This window comes from Arthrobacter woluwensis (genome assembly GCF_030816155.1).
Taxonomy (GTDB): Bacteria; Actinomycetota; Actinomycetes; order Actinomycetales; family Micrococcaceae; genus Arthrobacter_E; species Arthrobacter_E woluwensis_A.
Window position 1 is genome coordinate 615,968 of sequence record NZ_JAUSXR010000001.1, and the last position, 20,361, is coordinate 636,328.

Here is a 20,361-nt window from a genome sequence, read left to right on the forward strand (position 1 = left end):
TAACGCAAGATGCCTCGGCTGAGAGGCGTTCGAAACGCAGGCCCGCCCGGTCCGCCGAGGCACCGTCCGGTGCGTTCAGCACCGGAATCCGGGGGCTGTGGTGCAAAGGATCCCGGGATCCGGACTGGATTCGCCGCCTAGGCTGGTGTCATGTCCGAGGAAGGGAAAGTGACCGGGATGCGTCTGGCGATCATGCAGGGGGAGTCCGTCGTGCTGGACACGGCGGCGAATCTCGCCACGATCCGTGCGGCCGCGCGGCAGGCGTCCGACGGCGGCGCGCAGGTTCTCATCACGCCCGAGCTGTTCCCGGTCGGCTACGCCCCGCGTGCGGTGCGCGGCGGACTGGACCCCGTCCTGTTGCCCGGCCTCGCGCAGGAGCTGGGGGACATCGCCCGTTCGGCGGGCCTCGCCCTGCTGGCCAGCCTTCCCGAGGTGGAGTCCGCCGAGCCCGGAACGGGCTCTGCTGAGGACCGCTGGTACATCAGCGCCACGCTCTTCGGGCCCGACGGCGCGCAGCTGTCCCATTACCGCAAGGTCCACCTCTTCGGCGCCGAAGAGCAGGAGGTCTTCACCCCCGGGGACCAGCCCGCCGCCGTCGTCGACTATCAGGGACTCCGGCTCGGCACGGTGATCTGCTACGACGTCGAGTTCCCGGAGACCGTGCGCGCCGCGGCTCTGCGCGGCGTGGACGTCCTCATGGTGCCGACCGCGCTCGGCAGCGGGTACTCGCAGGTGCCGCAGCGGCTCATCCCGACGCGGGCCATGGAGAACCACCTGTACCTCGCCTATGTGAACCACACCGGCGTGGAGGACGGCTTCCACCTCAGTGGCGGCAGCGTGGTGGCCGATCCGTTCGGGCGGACGCTCGCCGAGGCGGACGAGGACGCGGCCGTGCTCTTCGCGGACGTCGATCCCGGGCAGCTCGCGACGGCTCGCGCGGACGTGCCGTATCTCGAGGAACGCCGCCCCGACCTCTACCGTTCCTGGCTCTCCTGAAGTCTGCGGTCCTGAACGGCTCCCGGATCCGGCTCGTCGGAGGCCGCTGAGGCGTCAGCGGCTGAGGGATCTGCGGGCGCGCCCCCGGGCAGAGCCGGCCCGAGGAAGCCGAGGGCCAGCCACAGCTCGGCCCGGACCGACGCGTCGCCGAGGTCGCGGCCCAGCGTGTCCCCGATGACCCCCACATGGCGCCGCACGCTGTTCCGGTGGATGCCGAGCGCGCTGGACGCCCCGTCCCACGACCCGTGCGCCGCCAGCCAGGCCCGGAGCACCCGCAGGAGCAGGTCCCGCCGTGGCGGTTCGAGGGCGAGCAGGGGTCCGAGCACCTCCCGGGCGACCCCGGCCCCGGCCTCCCGGGGCATGAGCTCCGCGAACGTGCGCGGCTGCTGTTCGGCCAGCAGGCTCCGGCGCTCTTCCTCGGCGCGGGCGAGCAGTGCCATGGCTTCCAGCCGCAGCCGCGGGACGTGCTGCAGGGCGTGACCAGCCAGCGAACCGCCTTTCCCCAACCGCGGCGCCGGGCGGGATACGGCGGCAGGCGTAACCCTCAGCCTCCACCCGGGAGAGCCGCGCGGCCGTCGGCTCCTGACGCGTGACGGCGAGCAGATGCGTGCCGTCGTGGACCACGAGCTTGGTCTCCCAGAGCCGCCGCCACGCCAGGACCTCCGCGGGGACCTCCGCACCGTCCTCTGCCTGCGGGTGGGCGATCACCACCCGCAGCCCCGACCCGGCGCCCGGGGCGCTGTCGCCCAGCAGGGTGGAGAGCGCGGCGTCGTCGCCGGGGGTGTCGCCGCGGAGCAGCAGCAGGGTGGCCAGCTGGCCGGGGGAGAGGGACCCCGCGGCGCGCTGCCGGGCCAGGAGTTCCAGGAGCCCGACGGCGGTCGAGACCATGGTGTTCTCCGTCGCCGTGAGCGGATGCCCGGTGTGGAGCACGAGGGCCCCGAGCGTCGGTTCGCCACGGCGGGGACCACGCTGAGCCTGAACCGTGCGGACACCGGCCGGCGGCCGCGCAGCCGCGCCGCGTCCCGGTGAGCCCCGCAGCGGAAGGCCCAGCAGCGCGCCGTCGGGCGTCTCCCGCAGTTCGACCCGTGGACCGCTGCCCGCGAACAGGTCCAGCGCCAGCTCTGCCGCCTTCTCCAGGACCTCGGCCCCGGCGGTCCGCGACCCGGCCGTGAGGCGGAGCTGACCGTGCGCGCCGAAGAGCAGCACCTCGCCGGAGACCCTCTGTGCCAGGGCGTCCAGCAGCTCCTGTTCGCCGCCCTCGCCGAGAGCCGCCCGGATCAGCTGTCGATTGGCCTCGGTGAGCTGCCGCAGCACGCTCGCGTTGCCGGATTCCAGGAGGCGGGAGAACGCGAGGCCGACCGCCGCGAACGGAAGAGTGGGCGGAAGCTGCCAGAGGGTCACGCCGTGGCGCTCGCAGGCGGACGCCACGGCCGGGGGGACGGCGTCGAAATGGGGTTCGAGCCCGAACGCCAGGGCGGAGACGCGGGCCCTGGCCAGGCGCTCGACGAACGCGTCCACGGCCTTCTCCGTCCCGCCGTCACCGAGAAACGGCAGCCCGGCGGTGAGGAGGAGTTCGTGGTCCAGGAGGTACGGCGTCGGGTCGTCGAGTTCGCTCGTCTCCACCCAGCGCAGAGGGACGTCGCCGGCGTCGTGGAGCACCCGGATTCCGTCCGGGAGCCGGCCCAGGAACCGGTGGGTCGTCAGACCCGGCAGCACGTCGAGTTGTGCCTCCACGGCACTCGCGGCACCATGGATGGAATGTGCACTTTGTCCCATGAGCCAAGACTCTAGTTCAAAATGCACCACCGTGAGAGCTGGCTCACAGTCCTAGCCTTGGTACTAGGCCGTCTCCCCACCCCCTCGGTTCCCGGACCTGGCCTCGCCCAGCCCGGGACCTCGACGGCGCGGTCCCTCGCCCGGCAACGACGCCGGACGGCCGCCCAAGACGCAAGGAACTCCCCATGACCACAACACCCAAGACGCTGCCCGGCGCGACGCCGAGCCTCGGCCGGCAGCTCATCCGCCGCAAGTCGATCGCCCAGATGGAGCGCGACGCCCGGGACAACTCCGGGCACGGCAGCCTCAAGCGGAACTTCGGCGTCCTGCAGCTGACCATGATCAGCGTCGGCGCCACGCTCGGCACGGGCATCCTGGTCATCCTCGGCGACGCCGTGCCGATCGCGGGCCCCGCCATCTGGCTCTCCTTCGTCGTGGCGGGCTTCGCCGCTCTGCTCTCCGCGGTCTCCTACGCCGAGATGGCGGGCATGGTCCCCGTGGCGGGATCCAGCTACTCCTACTCCTATGCCACCATGGGCGAGGGCATGGCGTGGATCTGCGGCTGGTGCCTCGTTCTGGAATACGCGGTGTCCGTGGCCGCCGTCGCCGTCGGCGCAGGTCAGTACGTGAATGAGACCATCGGGGTGTTCGGCATCCAGATGCCCGACGCCATCTCGCAGCCCCCGGGCGGCGGCGGCCTGGTCAATCTTCCGGCCCTCATCATCGTCCTCCTGGCGACCGTGCTCCTGGTGCGCGGAGCCAAGGAGAGCGCCCTGGTCAACACCATCATCGTGTTCGCCAAGGTCGGGATCCTGATCTTCTTCTGCATCGTGGCCTTCACCGCGTTCAACGCCGGGAACTTCGAACCGCTCCTGCCCATGGGCGCTGCCGGCATGAGCGCCGCCGCGTCCAAGGTGTTCTTCTCCTACATCGGCTTCGACGCCGCCTCCACCGCCGGTGAAGAGGCCCGCAACCCGAAGCGCGACCTGCCGCGGGCGATCCTGCTGTCCATGCTGATCGTCACCACCGTGTACGTCCTGGTGGCCGTGGCGGCGATCGGCGCCCGGAACTGGCAGTGGTTCGACGGCGTGGAGGCGCCGCTCGTCCAGATCATCAACGAGATCACCCACCAGCCGTGGATCGCCCTCATCTTCGCGGTCACCTCGGTGCTCGCCATCGTCTCCGTCGTCCTCACGGTGCTCTACGGTCAGACCCGCATCCTGCTCACCATGTCCCGTGACGGCCTCGTGCCCAAGGTGTTCGGCGAGGTCTCGCCGCGCACCCACACGCCGGTCAAGGGCACCTGGATCGTCGGCGTCGTCGTGGCGCTCACCGCTGCCTTCATCCCGCTCGGCGCGCTGGCCGACGCCACCAGCATCGGCACCCTGTTCGCGTTCGCCCTGGTCAACGTCGCCGTGATCTACCTGCGCGTCACCAAGCCGGGCAAGGCCCGCAGCTTCCGCGTCCCGCTGTACCCGGTGGTGCCGGTGCTCGGCGCCCTGGCCTGCCTCTTCCTGATGGCGAACCTTGACGGCGTGACCTGGCTGGTGTTCTGCGCCTGGATGCTGATCGGCGTCGTCCTCTACCTCGGGTACGGCCGACGGAACTCCCGCGTCGGCGGCCTGAACGAACAGGCCTACCAGCTCAGCCACCAGGACGACTGAGTCCGTCCCCTCCACTTCACCCGCAGCACACGAAACACAAGGCAAGGACCCATGGAACCCACCGCCCTTCCCTCCCCGTCCGAGGGCACCGCGCCCATCACCATGCTGAACCCGGACTTCCCGTTCAGCTATGACCTGTACCTGCAGAACCCCGCAGGTCTGGGCAGCGTCCCCGAGGAGCTGTACGGCACCGAGGTGGCCGTGGTGGGCGCCGGACTGTCCGGCCTGGTCACCGCGTACGAACTCATGAAGCTCGGCCTGAAGCCCGTGGTCTACGAAGCGGACCGGATCGGCGGGCGTCTCCGCACGGCGAGCTTCCCGAGCGCGCCGGAGGTCACCGCCGACCTGGGCGGCATGCGCTTCCCGGTGTCCAGCAAGGCGCTGTACCACTACATCGACCTGCTCGGCCTGGAGACCACCGACTTCCCCAACCCGCTGGCGTCGGTGACGTCGAGCACGGTGATCGAGCTCAAGGGGCAGAAGTACTACGCCGAGAAGCCCGAGGATCTGCCGGAGTTCTTCCACGAGGTGGCCGCCGCCTGGAAGGCCTGCATGGAGGAGAACGCCCGGTTCACCGAAATGCAGGACGCGCTCAAGGCCCGCGACACCGCGAAGATCAAGGAGATCTGGGATTCGCTCCTCGAGGAGCTGGACGAGGAGACCTTCTACGGTTTCATCGCCAAGAGCCGCGCCTTCAAGGAGGCGGGCTACGCGCACCGCGAGGCCTTCGGTCAGGTCGGTTTCGGCACCGGCGGCTGGGACACCGACTTCCCCAATTCCATCCTGGAGATCCTGCGCGTGGTCTACACCGACGCGGATGACCACCACCGCGGCGTGGTGGGCGGAGCGGCCCGCATCCCGGAGGCGCTGTGGAACCACGCGCCGTCGGACCTCAAGCACTGGCCCGCCGGCACCTCCCTCGCCACCCTGCACGGCGGCGCGCCGCGTGGCGCGGTGGCCCGGATCGCCCGCGTGAAGGACGACGACGGCGCCCCCACCTCCCGCATCGCTGTCACCGAGCGCTGGGCCCGGGCGAGCGAGTACGCGGCCGTGGTGACCACGTGCCAGTCGTGGCTCCTGTCTACGCGCATCCACACCGAGGAAGCGCTGTTCCCGGCGGAGATGTGGACGGCGATCGAGCGTTCGCACTACATGCAGTCCTCCAAGACCTTCGTCATGGTGGACCGTCCGTTCTGGAAGGACCGCAACCCGGAGACCGGTGAGGAAATCATGTCGATGACCCTCACCGACCGCCTGACCCGAGGCACGTACCTGCTGGACAACGGCCCGGACCAGCCCGCCGTCATCCTGCTCTCCTACACCTGGAACGACGACGCCCTGAAGTGGCTGAGCCTCGACGGGGAGCAGCGTGCCGACCTCATGATCCACTCCCTGGAGCAGATCTACCCGGGCGTGGACATCCGCAGCCACGTGATCGGCACCCCCATCACGGTGTCCTGGGAGTCCGACCCCAACTTCATGGGCGCGTTCAAGGCGAACCTGCCTGGCCACTACCGGTACCAGGAGCGCCTGTACACGCACTTCGACCAGGAGTCCCTGGAGGAGGGCCACCGCGGCATCTTCCTGGCCGGCGACGATGTGTCCTGGACCGCCGGCTGGGCCGAGGGCGCCGTGACCACGGGCCTGAACGCCGTGTGGGGCGTCGTGAAGCACCTGGGCGGCGCCTCCGCCGAGACCAACCCCGGCCCGGGCGAGTTCCTGGCCGAGTACGGCCCCAAGCGCCTGGCCTGACTCTGGCTGCTCGCTCGGCCGAGCGTTCCGGTGCCCGACTGTTTCTGCGCCCTGATTCACTTTTTGCGGGGATATTGACTCGCGAAAAGTGAATCAGGGCGCGCTTTTGCGTGTATACGCTCTTGGTCTTCCTCACCGCGGTTGTCCACATCGGTCCTCTCGCAGGAGCTTCCGGCACCGCCGGCCGTCAGGATTTCCGTATGAACAGGAAGTCGATCCACCTCATACGGACCGCTGATGTGCTGGTGCATGGGATGGATTCCAGGGAACTGACGCGGCGTACCAAACAAGGAAAGCTACGGAGAATTCGGCGTGGGTTTTACGTCGGTTCCGAGGAGTGGAACAGCGCTTCTCCAGCAGACCGTCACGAGCTTTTTCTTCGTGTCGCCGTGGAGACCGCCGAAGTCCGACTGCCCCTCCACGGGATCAGCCGCGCCTTCGTGCTGGGCCTCCCGCTCCGTCGGCTCCCTGAGGAAGCGCACTTGGCCGACACCGTCCGGGGTGGAGGCCGCTCACAGCCGGGGATCGTCCGGCACCGGCCCGACGGACGCCATCGGCAAGTCCTGACGGTCAGGACGCTCCCATGTTCCGACCCGGTGAACACGGCCCTTGACGTCGCTCTTCGAGAGGATTTCGCGTGGGGCGTGGCGATCCTGGATCGTTTGCTGAACCCGCGGCCGCTCCCCTCAGAGGCGGCGGGAGGCGGGTGGGATTCCCGTGATCGGTCGCAGATGGAGCCTCGCAGGGTCGCTCACATTTCTCAGGGCTGGTCTCTCCCGGAGGGCGCGGGATTCACGGAACACGTCGACCGGCGCTCGACGCCGGCAGGCGCCGAACGGCTGGTGAGAGAGGAACGGGTGGGCCTCGCCCAGGGTCCGCCACCGGGTGCCCCGGTGCGGTGTGACAGGGCCGCAATCCGACGGCTGATCGAGCAGGTGGTGAGCGGTCCAAAACGGAGGAAACTGCAGGCCAGGCTCGCGTTCGCAGACGGTGACGGGTTCCTGCCTGGCGAGTCCCTGAGTCGAGTGGCCATGTATGACCAGGGATTTCCTCAGCCGGAGCTTCAGTCCGCATTCCAGGACCGGTCTGGCTTGATCGGATACACGGATTTCTATTGGCGGAACTGGAATCTGGTGGGCGAGTTCGACGGGGAGGAGAAGTACGTCAAGCCCGAATACCTGAAGGGCCGAACCGTCTCCCAGGTGGTCAGGGCCGAAAAGACGCGCGAAGACCGGCTGAGGAGGCTCGGTCTGACGGTCATTCGTTGGACCTGGGCGGACGTGGTGCAGCCGGAGCGGCTGGCGTCTCTGCTCCGTAGCGCCGGCCTTCCTGTTTCCATGCGGCCCCGGTGGACGCTCCAGAGCTGAGTCGTCCCCAACGAATTGCGCCCTGATTCACTTCCTGCGGGTCAATATCCCCGCCTGAAGTGAATCAGGGCGCACAACGGCAAGCCCTAGTTGAACACCACGGTCCGGGTGCCGTCGAGGAGGACCCTGTGCTCCGCGTGCCACTGGACGGCCTGAGCCAGGGTGCGGCCCTCGACGTCGCGGCCCATCTGCACGAACTCCTCGGCCGTGCGGGCGTGGCTGACGCGGATCACCTCCTGCTCGATGATCGGGCCCTCGTCCAGGTCGGCCGTCACGTAGTGGGCCGTGGCGCCGATCAGCTTCACGCCCCGCTTGTGCGCTTGGTGGTACGGCTTGGCGCCCTTGAAGGACGGCAGGAACGAGTGGTGGATGTTGATCGCGCGGCCTTCGAGCTCGCGGCACAGGTCGTTCGAGAGGATCTGCATGTAGCGGGCCAGGACGGTCAGCTCGATCTCCTCCTTCTCGATGATCTCCAGCAGCTGCCGTTCGGCGTCGGCCTTGGTGTCCGCGGTGACGGGGATGTGGTGGAACGGGATGCCGTAGAACTCGGCGAGCGGCGCCAGATCCGTGTGGTTCGAGACGATCGCCGGGATCTCGATGGGCAGGGTCCCCGAGCGGTGCAGGAACAGCAGGTCGTTGAGGCAGTGGGCCGCCGTCGAGCACAGCACGAGCGTGCGCACCTTCTGGCCGACCGGGTGCACGTCCCAGCGCATCCCGAAGGCGTCGGCCACCGGGGCGATCGCCGCGCGGACCGCTTCGGCTCCCGCCGACGTCGTGACCTCCACCCGCATGAAGAACGTGCCGGTGGTGACGCTGCCGTACTGCTGCGAGTCGGCGATGTTGCATCCGACGGTCAGGAGGGCACCGGAGACGGCGTGGACGATGCCGGGGCGGTCGGGGCAGGAAAGGGTCAGCGTGTATGACGTAGGCGCTTCAATCACAAGGCTAAGGATATCCGCCGTGCGGTACGCTAGTGCCGTCGCAACTGGCGTCGGATGGGTCACCATCAGGGAGCGGCACAGTCGAAGACCACGGATCGTCCGCCTGGGCCGAGGGTCACGTTTTCCTACGCGTTGCCGCGTGGATCCTTGGCCTGCGCTTCAGCGGCGCGCCGGGGGACCATGCGACGGCGCCAGGAGCCTGACCTGCAATCACCTCCACGTATCGCCAGGAGTATTCTGTGACCTCTGTACCCGCGCAGGAATCCGTCAGCAACCTTCCGCTGGCTGAAGTCGACCCGGAAATCGCCGCCGTCCTCGAGCGTGAGCTGAATCGCCAGCGCACCTACCTCGAGATGATCGCCTCTGAGAACTTCGTCCCCGTCTCCGTGCTCCAGTCCCAGGGCTCGGTGCTGACCAACAAGTACGCGGAGGGTTACCCCGGACGCCGCTACTACGGCGGCTGTGAGGAAGTCGACGTCGCCGAGTCGCTGGCCATCGAGCGCGCCAAGGCCCTCTTCGGCGCCGAATTCGCCAACGTCCAGCCGCACTCCGGCGCCACCGCCAACGCGGCCGTCCTGCACGCGATCGCCCGTCCCGGCGACACCCTCCTCGGCCTGTCCCTGGATCACGGCGGTCACCTGACCCACGGCATGAAGATCAACTTCTCCGGCCGTCTGTTCAACATCGTGGCCTACGGCGTGGACCCGGAGACCTCCCTCGTGGACATGGAGGAGGTCCGCCGCCTCGCCCTGGAGCACAAGCCGAAGGTGATCATCGCCGGCTGGTCCGCCTACCCGCGTCAGCTCGACTTCGCCGCCTTCCGCGAGATCGCGGACGAGGTCGGCGCTTACCTCTGGGTGGACATGGCCCACTTCGCAGGCCTCGTGGCCGCCGGAGTGCACCCGAACCCGGTCCCGCACGCCCACGTCGTATCCTCCACGGTGCACAAGACCATCGGCGGCCCCCGCTCCGGCTTCATCCTGACCAACGACGCCGATCTCGCCAAGAAGATCAACTCCGCCGTCTTCCCGGGTCAGCAGGGCGGCCCGCTCATGCACGTGATCGCCGCGAAGGCCACCGCCTTCAAGATCGCCGGCACCGCCGAGTTCAAGGACCGCCAGGAGCGCACCCTGCGCGGCGCCGCGATCCTCGCCGACCGTCTCAACCAGCAGGACGTCCAGGACGCCGGCATCGCCGTCCGCTCCGGCGGCACCGATGTGCACCTGGTCCTGGTGGACCTCCGTGACGCCGCGATCGACGGCAAGCAGGCCGAGGATCTCCTCCACGAGGCCCACATCACGGTCAACCGCAACGCCGTCCCGAACGACCCGCGCCCGCCGATGGTCACCTCCGGTCTGCGCATCGGCACCTCCGCCCTGGCCACCCGTGGCTTCGGCGACGCCGAGTTCACCGAGGTCGCCGACGTGATCGCGCTCGCACTGCTCCCCGGCGCCGACATCGACGCCTTGCGTGCCCGTGTGGACGTCCTGGCCTCGGCCTTCCCGCTGTACCCGGGCCTCTCTCAGTGACGGAACAGTCCATGACCGCGAAGATTCTGGACGGCCGGAAGGCCTCCGCCGAGATCAAGCAGGAACTCACCGAACGCGTCGCCGCTCTCAAGGAGCGCGGCGTGGTCCCGGGCATCGCCACCGTGCTGGTGGGCGCCGATCCGGCGTCCCAGCTGTACGTGTCGATGAAGCACAAGCAGTCCAAGGCGATCGGGATGAACTCGATCCAGAAGGAACTGCCGGCCGACGCCACCCAGGAGCAGGTCGAGGCCCTCATCGATGAACTCAATGCGGACCCCACCTGCCACGGGTACATCGTTCAGCTCCCGCTGCCGAAGCACCTGGACACGGACGCGATCCTGGAACGGATCGATCCGGCCAAGGACGCGGACGGCCTGCACCCCACGAACCTGGGGCGCCTGGTCCTGAATGTGAACAACCCCATCGACACCCCGCTTCCGTGCACCCCGCGCGGCGTGATCGAACTGCTCCTGCGGAACGATTACGACCTCAAGGGCAAGCACGTGGTGGTCGTCGGGCGCGGTGTCACGATCGGCCGGTCCATCGGGCTGCTGCTCACCCGTCGCGAGATCAACGCCACGGTGACCCTGACCCACACGGGCACTACGAACATGTCGGAACTGCTGCGCCAGGCCGATGTGATCGTGGGCGCCGCGGGAGTGCGGCACATCGTCAAGGCGTCGGACGTCAAGCCGGGCGCGGCCCTGCTGGATGTCGGCGTGACCCGCGAGACGGATCCGGAGACCGGCAAGAGCCGCGTCTACGGTGACATCGATCCGGCCGCCGCCGAGGTGGCCGGCTGGATCTCCCCGAACCCGGGTGGCGTGGGTCCCATGACGGTGGCCCTGCTCATGACCAATGTGGTGGAGGCGGCGGAGCGCGCGGCAGCGCACGCCTGAGTCCCCGACCACGCACGACGGCGCCGGATCCCTTCGCGGGGTCCGGCGCCGTCGTGTTTCCGGCTCCGTCGTGGTCCGGCGGGCGGGTCGTCATCCCTTTCGCGCGGGGTCGCGTTCGCGGGGTCCCGCGGAACCGGCCGTGAACAGCAGCGCGTCGCCCAGGGCGGTCCGCTGGTGTTCGACGGCGGCGCCCCGTCGCGTGCTACTCAGCAGCCCGGCCTCGCGCAGGGCCGTGAGGTGGTGGACCGCCGTCGACGGAGCTATTCCGCACAGCCGTGCTACATCGCTGGTGTTCCGGGCGCCGTCGAGGACGCTGAGGACTGCGGCCCGACCCGTGCCCAGCAGGCGGGCGAGCGCCCGGCCGTCGGAGGGAGCGCCGGACCGATGCCACTCGGGCGAGAGTCCGAGGACCGGGTAGAACACCGTGGGCTGGACGGGAGCCTCCGTGAGGACCGAACACCACGGGCTCGACAGCACCGACGGCACGAGCAGCAGCCCGTGCCCGCGGCAGTCCACCTCTTCCTGCCAGGCGTTCATCCGCACGCGGACCTCGCCGGGCCGCCAGGACACACGGTCGTGGAGGCCGCCGACCATGGTTCCCGCTCCGTGTCCGGCCATGACGCCGGTCCGCTGGGAGATGTCGGCGAGCAGGAGTCGGCGGATCTGCGGCCACTGCGGCTCCAGCAGCGCGTCCCACACTGCGGACCAGGCTTCCGCGATGCGCCCCAGTGCGAGAGCGGGGCGCTCGGCCATCCGCTCCACCACGGCGTGCCGGGGCCCTTCCGCGAGACGCAGGACCTTGCGCAGCTGATGCGCTGCGACGTCCGGGGGAGTGGCGCGGAGCGTGGCGAGTTCTTCGGAGGGGGTGAGGTCGGGGCCCGGTGGGCCCGTGAGGAAGTCCGGGAAGTAGCCCTGCGGCGCGATGAGGAGCGCCAGGAGCCCGAAGGCCTCCTGCGGCACGGACTGCCGCGCTTCGCGGAGCCATCCCCAGTGCAGCGGCCGGGACTGGGCCGTCTGCACCAGCCGGACCGCCGCGGCGAGTTCGTGTCCGGGCGAGATGCCGAACCTCAGGGATGCGACATCCTCCAGGCCGAGTCGGAACGTCACGATGTTTCGATCCATATCGAAAGGTTAGCGGCCTCGTGCAGGGTGGGCGAGAGTGAAGGCACATCGCCGGACGGCGGTGTCTGAGGAGGATGAGATGGACGCGGAGAGCATGGTGCTGCTGGAGCCCGGCAGCCTGGCCTTGCCGGGAGGGACGGCGGAACGGTTCGAAGGCGGGGACTTCGGGGTGGGCCTTTCCTACTTCCTTGTCCGGACCCCTCCGGGGAAGGGCCCCGCCGTGCACCGGCACCCCTATGCGGAGACCTGGCTGGTGCTCGAAGGCGAGGCGACCTTCCATCTCGACGACGGCGACCGCCCGGCGGGCGCCGGATCCACGGTGATCGTCCCGGCCGGACACTGGCACGGCTTCACGAATCACGGTCAGGTCCCACTGCTCATGGTCTGCCTGCACGATTCACCGCGGATCATCCAGGAGTTCCGGGACCAGGCCGGCTAGGCCGGCTAGTTCGCCCCGGCCGGCCGGGCCGCGACGGGACGGGACGGGACGAAGCAGCACGACACGACAAACGACGACGAAGGACACGACATGTCATTTCAGGCATACCTCGATGCGATCGAGGACAAGACGGGCAAGACCCCGCGGCAGCTGGTCGAGGAGGCCCAGGCCAAGGGCTTCGGCGAGGCGGGGGTGAAAGCGGGAGTGATCCTCGAGTGGCTCAAGGACGAGTACGGCCTGGGGCGCGGACATGGCATGGCGCTGGTGCACGTCCTGAAGAACGGGCCAACCATCAGCGACAAACACGTCGGCAGTGGTGGCACCCATGCCGACGCGTCCACGGAACTGTGGCTCGACGGCAAGGCGAGCAAACCACAGCCGTGACGGCCGGAGCGGCCCTTTTCCACATACTCCACCCGGGGGACGCGGCCGGCTGCCGCGACGTTTAGGCTCGGGATCATGAACAGTGCCCGCCGACGCCGGATCGTCCAATTCGGTATTCCGTGCGCCGTGGCGGTGATCCAGGTTCTCGGCACGGTGGCCATGGCGCACTGGCGCGGTCTGGACCTGCCGCCCGCGACGGTGCTGTTCCTCCTGGCCGGTCCCGCCGCACTGCTGTTCATGCGCCGCCGGCCGGCCCTGGTACTGGCTTTCCAGGTGTTGCTCGCGGGTTGTTATGTGCTTCTTTCCTTGCCGTGGGGGCCGGTGTTCGTGGCCTTCGCCGTGGCCTTGTTCAATGCCTCGCTCCGGGGGAGACGATGGCAGTCCTGGGCCGTGGTGGGCCTTGTGGGGCTGCTGGCCGCGCTGCAGGAATTCGGGTGGCTTCCGCTGCGCGAGGCGATGTGGAGTCCGCCCTGGGCTGCCGGTGCGCCGTGGGCGGCCACGCCGGCCCTGGCGGCGGCGACCGCATGGCTCGCGGTTCTCGTCCTCCTGGGGGAAGCGGGCCGGCGTCGTCGGTCGAGGCTGGCGGAGCTGAGAGAGCAGCGGGCGGCGCGGGAGCAGGCCGAACGGGACGAATACCGTCTGGCTCTGGCCCGCGACATCCATGACGTGGTGGGTCACTCGCTGTCCCTGATCAACGTGCAGGCTTCCGTGGCGCTGCATCTGGGGGAGAAGGACCCGGCTCGGCTGACCGAGGCGCTGCGGAACATCAAGGATGCGAGCAAGGACTCCCTGGCCGAGGTGCGGGACCTGCTGGATGTCCTGCGGGAGCAGGCACCGGCGGGGACTGAACCCGGTCCGACCGTGGTGGCCGGGGAAGATGCCGCCCGGAGCGCGCCTCGCACGCCGCCCGTGCGTCACCGGGCCATCGCCGAGGTGGAGGCGCTCGTGGAGGAGGCGCGCGCCGTCGGCGTGAGGGTGGAGATCGAACCGTCCGACGGTCTGAAGGCCTGGCAGGCCGGAACCTCGCCTCTGAACCCAGCAACGGCGGATGCCCTGTTCCGGGCGGTGCAGGAAGGACTGAGCAACGTCCGGCGGCACGCCAGTGCCCAGGAAGCCGTCCTGGAGTGCGGATCCCGGAGGGACGGGGTGTGGTTCCGGCTCAGCAGCCCGGTGGATGGGACGGTCGGCGCGATATCCGAGGGGCACGGGCTCCGGGGCATGCGGGAGCGCGTGGCCGCGTGCGGCGGATGGATGTCCGTCCGTGCAGAGGGCGGCCGGTACCTTCTCGAGGTCAGTGTGCCCCGGAGGGTGGACGAGCCGTCGAACAGCGCGGAAGGCAGTGCAGGAACCCCGGGGATCGAGGTCGCACCATGATGAGCAGTGAATCAGGAACCGACCGTCCCATCCGGGTGGCGCTCGCGGATGACCAGGGCCTCATCCGGGCCGGATTCCGGGCGTTGATCGAAGCCGAGGACGGCCTGGCGATCGTGGGTGAGGCGTCCACCGGTCGGGAGGCGGTGGCCCTCGCACGGCGGACCCGGCCGGACGTGATGCTGATGGACATCCGGATGCCGGACGGCGACGGGCTGGAAGCCACCCGGGACATCGCCCGCCAGGGGCCGTTGCCGCGGATCATCATCCTGACCACTTTCGGGCTCGACGAGTACATCGTGGACGCCATCAGGGCCGGCGCCGCGGGGTTCCTCGTCAAGGACACCGAACCGGCGGAGCTGCTGCGGGCCATCCGTGCGGTCCACGACGGCGACGCGCTCCTCTCGGCGCCGGTCACCCGACGGGTCCTGGACTACCTCAAGGGCCAGGGCGGTTCGGCGGCGCCCCGGAGCCTGGCGGAGATCACCGAACGTGAGCGGGAAGTCCTGGCGCTGGTCGGGGAAGGGCTCAACAACGCCGAGATCGCCGAGCGCCTGTACATCACGCCCCTCACGGCCAAGACCCACGTCTCCCGGATCATGGGCAAGCTGGGGTGCCGGGACCGGGCGCAGCTGGTGGTCGCGGCCTACGAATCCGGGCTGGTCAGGCCCGGATGGACGCCGTGACCCGGTGATGCCAACGGTGATGCTGGGAGGTCGTGACGCTGGGACCTCGGCGTCGAGGGGTTCCTCTGAAGCTGCATTTCCGTCACGCAGTGGCGCTGCGTTGATGAAGCTGTGATCCCCGGTGACCTGTGTGGTCCTGACCCCATGGCACGGTGGCCTCCTGGTCGGGTGTCGGCGCGGTCCAGTGGGGTAGTGGCTTCGCTCCACGCGGAACCGAATCGCGGTGACGCTGCGTTGATGGTCCTGCGACTCTGCGACCTTGTCACCCGGCGACTCTGCGACCCTGCAACCTTGTTGCCCGGCGGCCCGGCGGCCCGGTGGCCCGGCGGCTCTGCGATCCTGCGACTCTGCGACCTTGTGGCCCGGCGGCTCGCCCATGCAGCCTGGCACTGCTACCGGCGACGTCCGGCGTGCTCCGGGCCCGTACTCCCGCGGGAGTACACGCGCCCCCGAAGTGTTTCCCCACGGCAGACGCCTCGGAACAGCGACCCGCGAAGGATGGAATCAGGCCGGAACACCGGCCCGTCACGGCCGTCGAGGACGGCCCCACGAAAGGTTCCATCATGGTCACCACAGCACTTCTGGCAGCCCCGGCCATCGCCGCTCATGGCATGTGGGCCGGGGGATTCTTTCCCTGGTTCCTCATCTTCCCGTTCTTCTGGTTCATCCTGCTCTTCGTCGGGCTGTTCTTCTTTGCCCGTCGTCGGCGTCACTGGGCCGGGCAGGCCGGCCGGATGGGCGCGGAGTCGGTCCTCCGGGAACGGTATGCCCGGGGAGAGATCGACGAGACCGAGTACCGCCAGCGCCTGGAAGTCCTCCGCGCGAACTCCTGATCCGATCGGGTGTCAGGCGACGCCTCCCCTCGAGTCCGCTGGCAAGGGGGTGAATCCGCTACATCTGAGAGCGGATTCACCCCTTCACCAGCGGACTCAGCCAGGTCGAGGCCAGCCCGAGAGCCCTCAAGCCGGCCTGGACCCACCCTCCGCTGAACTCGCTATGAACGGGTTGACCTCGCTACTCCGGGTAGCGAGGTCAACCCGTTCATAGCGAGTTCAGCACAATGTCGAGAGCGGGATAGCGAGGTCAACCCGTTCATAGCGAGTTCAGGACGGTGGCGAGTGCGAGACAGCGAGGCCAGCCCCTTCCTACGAGTTGGCCGCTGTGACCCCCGCCCACCCCGTCCGCCACCACCCCGCCCGCCCCCGCCCACACCCGTCCGTTCGCCCGGCGGGAACATGGACGGGTGCGGTCCGCGATTGAGAGAGAATGGATGCATGCGATCTCTTGGACCCGAAGACACCCAGTCCGGCGCCGGCACGCGCTTCAGCGCGGCCAAGGCCAGCACCTTCAGGATCGGCGGCCTGGGCATGTCCGTCCTGGTCCTCGCCTTCCTCGTGGCAGTGATCTTCGCCGCGAACCAGAACAGCGTGGTGGGCTGGTTCGTCGTCGTCATCTCGCTGGGGTGGCTGCTCCTCGCGGCGTTCGTCGTGTTCAGCATCCAGCGTGCGACCAAGCGGGCCGCGGCCAAGCTGAATGAAGCGAGCAACGCCTTCAACGCGGCAGCCGGCCGGGCGCCGTCGTCGTCCTCCGAAGGGACGCGGCTCGTGGCGCAGGACGGCGAGTCCACGCGCATGCGGGACATGAAGCTGGACCACTCGTTCAAGATCGTCCAGGTGCAGGCCCGGGTGATCGAAGAGGAGCTCGCCAAGGGCGCCGCGGGCGACCAGGACATGGTCACCCGCGCCCTCGAGACCATCACCATCACCGCCACCAACGCACGTGACATGATCAAGTCCGGCGGGGCCACCGAGGCACCGGTGACCGGCACCGTCATCGACTAGAGTTACGAGGGTGAACGTGGCTGAGAAGGACTATCTGCGCATTGCGACCGTCAACGTCAACGGCATCCGGGCCGCCTACCGCAAGGGCATGGCCGAATGGCTCGCCGGCCGGGACGTGGACATCCTCACGCTTCAGGAGGTTCGCGCCCCTGATGATGTGGTCTTCGATCTGATCGGTGAGGGCTGGCACATCCTGCACGCCGAGGCGGAAGCCAAGGGCCGTGCCGGCGTCGCGCTGGTCTCCCGGGAGAAGCCCCTCGCCACGCGCGTGGGCATCGGTGATGACTACTTCGCCACCACCGGCCGCTGGGTGGAGGCCGACTTCGGACTCCCCAACGGTGAGAAGCTCACGGTCGTGAGCGCCTACGTGCACTCGGGTGAGGTGGACACCCCCAAGCAGGTGGACAAGTACCGCTTCCTCGACACGATGATCACCCGCCTGCCGGCTCTGGCCGCTGAGAGCGACCACGTCCTGATCACGGGTGACCTCAACGTGGGCCACACCGAGCTGGACATCAAGAACTGGCGCGGCAACACCAAGCGCGCGGGTTTCCTGCCGGAGGAGCGCGCCTACTTCGATCGGTTCTTCGGTGAGGAGATCGGGTTCAAGGACGTGGCACGTGAGCTGGCCGGCCCTGTGGACGGTCCGTACACCTGGTGGTCCCAGCGGGGCCAGGCGTTCGACAACGACACGGGTTGGCGTATCGACTACCACATGGCCACCCCCGCCCTCGCCGCCCGCGCGCGGCAGGCCGTGGTGGACCGCGCAGCCAGCTACGACACCCGTTTCTCCGACCACGCACCACTGGTGGTCGACTACAGCCTCTGAGAGGCAGCGCGCCGGGGTGACCCGCGCGTTCCCAAGGACACCATGAGCCACAACACCATCACCGAAGAAGAATTCCTCACCCTGCACGCCGACCGCAGGCCCCGCGTCCTCTCCGGGATGCAGCCGTCCGCGGATTCGCTGCACCTGGGCAACTACCTGGGGGCCCTGGTCAACTGGGTCAAGGCTCAGGAGGATTACGACTCCTTCTACTTCATCCCGGACATGCACGCGATCACCGTGCCCCAGGACCCGGCCGAGCTGGCCGAGCGCACCCGGCGGACGGCCGCTCAGTACATCGCCGGCGGCATCGACGTCGAGAAGTCCACGCTGTTCGTCCAGTCGCACGTGCCCGAGCACGCACAGCTGGCCTGGGTCATGATGTGCATCACGGGCTTCGGCGAAGCCTCCCGGATGACCCAGTTCAAGGACAAGTCGGCCAAGGGCGGCCTGGACTCGGCGGGGGTGGGCCTGTTCACGTACCCCATGCTCATGGCCGCGGACATCCTGCTCTACCTGCCGGACGCCGTGCCGGTGGGCGATGACCAGAAGCAGCACGTGGAACTGGCCCGTGACCTGGCCCAGCGGTTCAACCACCGATTCGGCGAGACGTTCCGCCTGCCCAAGGCCCTGATCCGTAAGGATGGCGCCCGGATCTACGATCTGCAGGCGCCCACGTCCAAGATGTCCAAGTCCGCGTCGAGCCCCAACGGCCTCATCAACATCCTGGATGAGCCGAAGGTGATCGCCAAGCGCATCAGGTCCGCCGTGACGGATGCGGGCACGGAGATCTCCTTCGACCGCCAGGAGAAGCCGGGCGTCAGCAATCTGCTCGAGATCCTCTCCACCGTGAGCGACACCCCCGTGGAGACGCTGGTCGAGGAGTTCCAGGGCAAGATGTACGGCCACCTCAAGGTCGCCGTCGCGGACGCCGTCGTCGAGCGTCTGGAGCCGATCCGGGCCCGCACGCTGGAACTGCTGGAGGACCCGGCCGAACTCGACCGTCTTCTGGCCCGCGGCGCGGAGAAGGCCCGCGCCGTCGCCGCACCGGTGCTCGCGGACGTCTACGAGAAGGTGGGTTTCCTGGCTCCTGCAGGACAGGCAGACTGAACCCATGTGCCAGGAGCCGAACGCCGGGGGCGCCGTCACTCAGCAGGGTCCCGACCCTGCTGAGGAGACGCAGCCCTGTGTCGGCGTGATCATCGGCTTCCCGGAGGACATCGCCTCCGAACTCCAGGTCTGGCGCGCCTCCTTCGGCGATCCCATGGCCTCCCACGTCCCCGCGCACATCACGCTGGTGACGACCACCCCGGCCGCCGACTGGCCCAGCGCGCTGGAGCACGTCCGCTCGGTCGCCACGGACACTGCCCCGTTCACCATCACCCTGAACGGCACCGGATCCTTCCGGCCCGTGTCACCCGTGGTGTACCTGAACGTGGTCGACGGATTCGAGGACTGCGTGCAGCTGCACGAGGCCCTCCAGGCCGGGCCGCTGGACCGCGAACCGGCCTTCCCCTATCACCCGCACGTCACCGTGGCCCATGATGTAGGGGAGAGCAGTCTGACCGACGCCGAGGAGGCCCTGGCCTCCTACGCGGCCACCATCACGGTGGACCGCATCGGTGTGTACGAGCACGTGGCCAACGGATTCTGGAAACTACGGGAGGAAGTTCCTCTTGGCGGGACACCGAAACAGCGCTGAGGCGCCCGAGAACAGCACTGAGCCCTTGCCGGAAGACCCGGTAGGGGAGGAGGTCTCGCCCCTCGACAGGGCGGGCCTCCGCCGTGAGGAACGACGACGCCGGGACGCCCTCTGGCGCGGATTCGGCCAGGGGCAGCGGACCCCCGCCTTCCTCGGGGCCTTCTTCGCCTGGCTGGCGGCCCTGAGCGCCACCTGGCTTCCGCTGAGGGTCTGGGGCAACTTCCAGGCCCGCAACGGCTCGCTCGTGGCGGGCGGGGTGGCCTTCCGGATGTTCTTCTCGATCGGCGCGCTGACGGTGGCCGGTTTCGGCATCAGCGGCCTGGTGCTCAACGGTCACCCGGAGTTCCGCGACAGCATCCTGACCGCCGCGTCCAAAGCGCTGCCCGGGGTGCTCAAACGCGGTGACGGCCCGGGCCTCATCGACCCCGACAAATTCCTCGACCCGGGTGGCCTGAGCTGGACCGTGGTCCTTTCCCTGATCGTCGCCCTGTTCAGTTCGCTGGGCTGGATCGGCGGCACTCGCGAAGGCATGCGTCAGGTGGCCGTGCAGCCGCCCCTCAAGGAGAACTTCATCGTCGCGAGGCTCCTGGACCTGGCCACCCTCCTGCTGATGGCGCTGGCTCTGCTGCTCAGCGTCGGCATCACCCTGCTCTCCAGCGACCTGCTGGCCCACCTTCTGGCCGGCACACCCTTCGAGCAGGTCATGCGGTTCCCGTTCCTGGCGATCGCTGCGGGCCTGATCCTGAACGGCTGCACCGGGGCTCTGCTGATGCGGGTGGGAGCCCGGCTGAAGTTCCCGCGGAAGCCGTTCCTCGAAGGCGTCGTGATCTGCGCCGTCATCCTGACGATCATGCAGGCCCTGAGCAGCGAACTGCTCGGCATGGCCACCAAGAACCCGGTCATGGCCTCGTTCGGGATCGTCGTGGGTGTCCTGGTGTGGCTGAACCTGCTCAGCATGGTGCTGCTGCTGTGCACGTCGTGGTCCACCGTGCGTGCGGCCGACGTCGAAGCGGCATCCTCCGCTGGGTCCGACGAGGCCTGAGCGCCCGTCGGCGGGCGTCGCCGC

At 68.9% G+C, this 20,361-nt stretch carries 19 protein-coding genes, 1 pseudogene and 1 riboswitch; of the genes and pseudogenes, 16 read left to right on the forward strand and 4 right to left on the reverse strand.

Annotated elements, in window-relative coordinates; translation table 11 throughout:
- Window positions 1-150: 150 nt before the first annotated feature.
- A complete protein-coding gene (locus tag QFZ52_RS02780; RefSeq protein WP_307496123.1) occupies window positions 151-996 on the forward strand; it encodes a carbon-nitrogen hydrolase family protein in 846 nt (281 codons plus the stop codon).
- On the opposite strand, the gene QFZ52_RS02785 is transcribed toward QFZ52_RS02780, so the two are convergent.
- Both QFZ52_RS02785 and QFZ52_RS02790 read right to left on the reverse strand, forming a co-directional pair.
- Entirely contained in the window at window positions 975-1,436 is a 462-nt protein-coding gene (locus QFZ52_RS02785; RefSeq protein WP_307498632.1) for a helix-turn-helix domain-containing protein, read from the reverse strand. The genes QFZ52_RS02780 and QFZ52_RS02785 overlap by 22 nt on opposite strands.
- Window positions 1,437-2,409: 973 nt before the next feature.
- Window positions 2,410-2,772: pseudogene (locus QFZ52_RS02790) on the reverse strand (PucR family transcriptional regulator ligand-binding domain-containing protein); the annotation flags it as partial.
- Between the two features lie 185 nt (window positions 2,773-2,957).
- On the opposite strand from QFZ52_RS02790, the gene QFZ52_RS02795 reads away from it, so the two are divergent.
- The 3 genes from QFZ52_RS02795 (at window position 2,958) to QFZ52_RS02805 (ending at window position 7,555) form a co-directional block, all read left to right on the forward strand.
- A complete protein-coding gene (locus tag QFZ52_RS02795) occupies window positions 2,958-4,436 on the forward strand; it encodes an amino acid permease (RefSeq protein WP_307496124.1) in 1,479 nt (492 codons plus the stop codon).
- 51 nt (window positions 4,437-4,487) lie between these two features.
- Window positions 4,488-6,188, forward strand: a complete 1,701-nt coding sequence (locus QFZ52_RS02800; protein WP_307496125.1) for a flavin monoamine oxidase family protein — start codon at window positions 4,488-4,490, stop codon at window positions 6,186-6,188.
- Between the two features lie 200 nt (window positions 6,189-6,388).
- Complete coding sequence (locus QFZ52_RS02805) at window positions 6,389-7,555, forward strand: type IV toxin-antitoxin system AbiEi family antitoxin domain-containing protein (RefSeq protein WP_307496127.1); 1,167 nt, start codon at window positions 6,389-6,391, stop codon at window positions 7,553-7,555.
- 86 nt (window positions 7,556-7,641) lie between these two features.
- Here the strand turns inward: QFZ52_RS02805 and purU are convergent, their stop codons facing one another.
- The gene (gene purU / locus QFZ52_RS02810; RefSeq protein ID WP_373425611.1) at window positions 7,642-8,496 is read right to left on the reverse strand and encodes a formyltetrahydrofolate deformylase; all 855 of its coding nucleotides are present in this window, start codon (window positions 8,494-8,496) and stop codon (window positions 7,642-7,644) included.
- A gap of 30 nt (window positions 8,497-8,526) precedes the next feature.
- Window positions 8,527-8,612: riboswitch (ZMP/ZTP riboswitch) on the forward strand.
- Between the two features lie 123 nt (window positions 8,613-8,735).
- Between purU and glyA the strand changes: the two genes are divergently transcribed.
- On the forward strand, window positions 8,736-10,025 hold the full coding sequence (gene glyA / locus QFZ52_RS02815) for a serine hydroxymethyltransferase (RefSeq protein ID WP_307496128.1): 1,290 nt from the start codon (window positions 8,736-8,738) through the stop codon (window positions 10,023-10,025).
- 11 nt (window positions 10,026-10,036) lie between these two features.
- Entirely contained in the window at window positions 10,037-10,924 is an 888-nt protein-coding gene (locus QFZ52_RS02820; RefSeq protein WP_307496129.1) for a bifunctional methylenetetrahydrofolate dehydrogenase/methenyltetrahydrofolate cyclohydrolase, read from the forward strand.
- Between the two features lie 90 nt (window positions 10,925-11,014).
- Here QFZ52_RS02820 and QFZ52_RS02825 read toward each other — a convergent pair whose 3' ends face one another.
- The gene (locus tag QFZ52_RS02825; RefSeq protein WP_307496130.1) at window positions 11,015-12,046 is read right to left on the reverse strand and encodes an ArsR/SmtB family transcription factor; all 1,032 of its coding nucleotides are present in this window, start codon (window positions 12,044-12,046) and stop codon (window positions 11,015-11,017) included.
- 79 nt (window positions 12,047-12,125) lie between these two features.
- Here QFZ52_RS02825 and QFZ52_RS02830 point away from each other — a divergent pair, with 79 nt between their 5' ends.
- From QFZ52_RS02830 to QFZ52_RS02875, 10 genes are all read left to right on the forward strand, one after another.
- Window positions 12,126-12,485, forward strand: a complete 360-nt coding sequence (locus QFZ52_RS02830; protein WP_307496131.1) for a cupin domain-containing protein — start codon at window positions 12,126-12,128, stop codon at window positions 12,483-12,485.
- A gap of 90 nt (window positions 12,486-12,575) precedes the next feature.
- Window positions 12,576-12,869, forward strand: a complete 294-nt coding sequence (locus QFZ52_RS02835) for a DUF4287 domain-containing protein (protein WP_307496132.1) — start codon at window positions 12,576-12,578, stop codon at window positions 12,867-12,869.
- Window positions 12,870-12,944: 75 nt separating this feature from the next.
- Window positions 12,945-14,243 carry a sensor histidine kinase gene (locus QFZ52_RS02840; RefSeq protein ID WP_307496133.1) on the forward strand — a complete coding sequence of 433 codons (1,299 nt, stop codon included), beginning with the start codon at window positions 12,945-12,947 and terminating at the stop codon, window positions 14,241-14,243.
- Complete coding sequence (locus QFZ52_RS02845; protein ID WP_307496134.1) at window positions 14,240-14,926, forward strand: response regulator; 687 nt, start codon at window positions 14,240-14,242, stop codon at window positions 14,924-14,926. Before QFZ52_RS02840 ends, QFZ52_RS02845 begins: the two co-directional genes overlap by 4 nt.
- 563 nt (window positions 14,927-15,489) lie before the next feature.
- Complete coding sequence (locus QFZ52_RS02850) at window positions 15,490-15,759, forward strand: SHOCT domain-containing protein (RefSeq protein ID WP_307496135.1); 270 nt, start codon at window positions 15,490-15,492, stop codon at window positions 15,757-15,759.
- Between the two features lie 441 nt (window positions 15,760-16,200).
- Window positions 16,201-16,767, forward strand: coding sequence for a hypothetical protein (locus QFZ52_RS02855; RefSeq protein ID WP_307496136.1), 567 nt, complete (start codon window positions 16,201-16,203; stop codon window positions 16,765-16,767).
- Window positions 16,768-16,783: 16 nt separating this feature from the next.
- Window positions 16,784-17,596, forward strand: a complete 813-nt coding sequence (locus QFZ52_RS02860; protein WP_370959980.1) for an exodeoxyribonuclease III — start codon at window positions 16,784-16,786, stop codon at window positions 17,594-17,596.
- Between the two features lie 42 nt (window positions 17,597-17,638).
- Window positions 17,639-18,703: a tryptophan--tRNA ligase gene (gene trpS / locus QFZ52_RS02865; RefSeq protein ID WP_307496137.1), complete on the forward strand. Its 1,065-nt coding sequence runs from the start codon at window positions 17,639-17,641 to the stop codon at window positions 18,701-18,703.
- Between the two features lie 4 nt (window positions 18,704-18,707).
- Window positions 18,708-19,295: a 2'-5' RNA ligase family protein gene (locus QFZ52_RS02870; RefSeq protein ID WP_307496138.1), complete on the forward strand. Its 588-nt coding sequence runs from the start codon at window positions 18,708-18,710 to the stop codon at window positions 19,293-19,295.
- Window positions 19,270-20,337 (forward strand): YhjD/YihY/BrkB family envelope integrity protein, encoded by a 1,068-nt coding sequence (locus QFZ52_RS02875; RefSeq protein WP_307496139.1) that lies wholly within the window; start codon window positions 19,270-19,272, stop codon window positions 20,335-20,337. The genes QFZ52_RS02870 and QFZ52_RS02875 overlap by 26 nt, the downstream gene beginning before the upstream one ends.
- The last annotated feature ends 24 nt before the right edge of the window (window positions 20,338-20,361 follow it).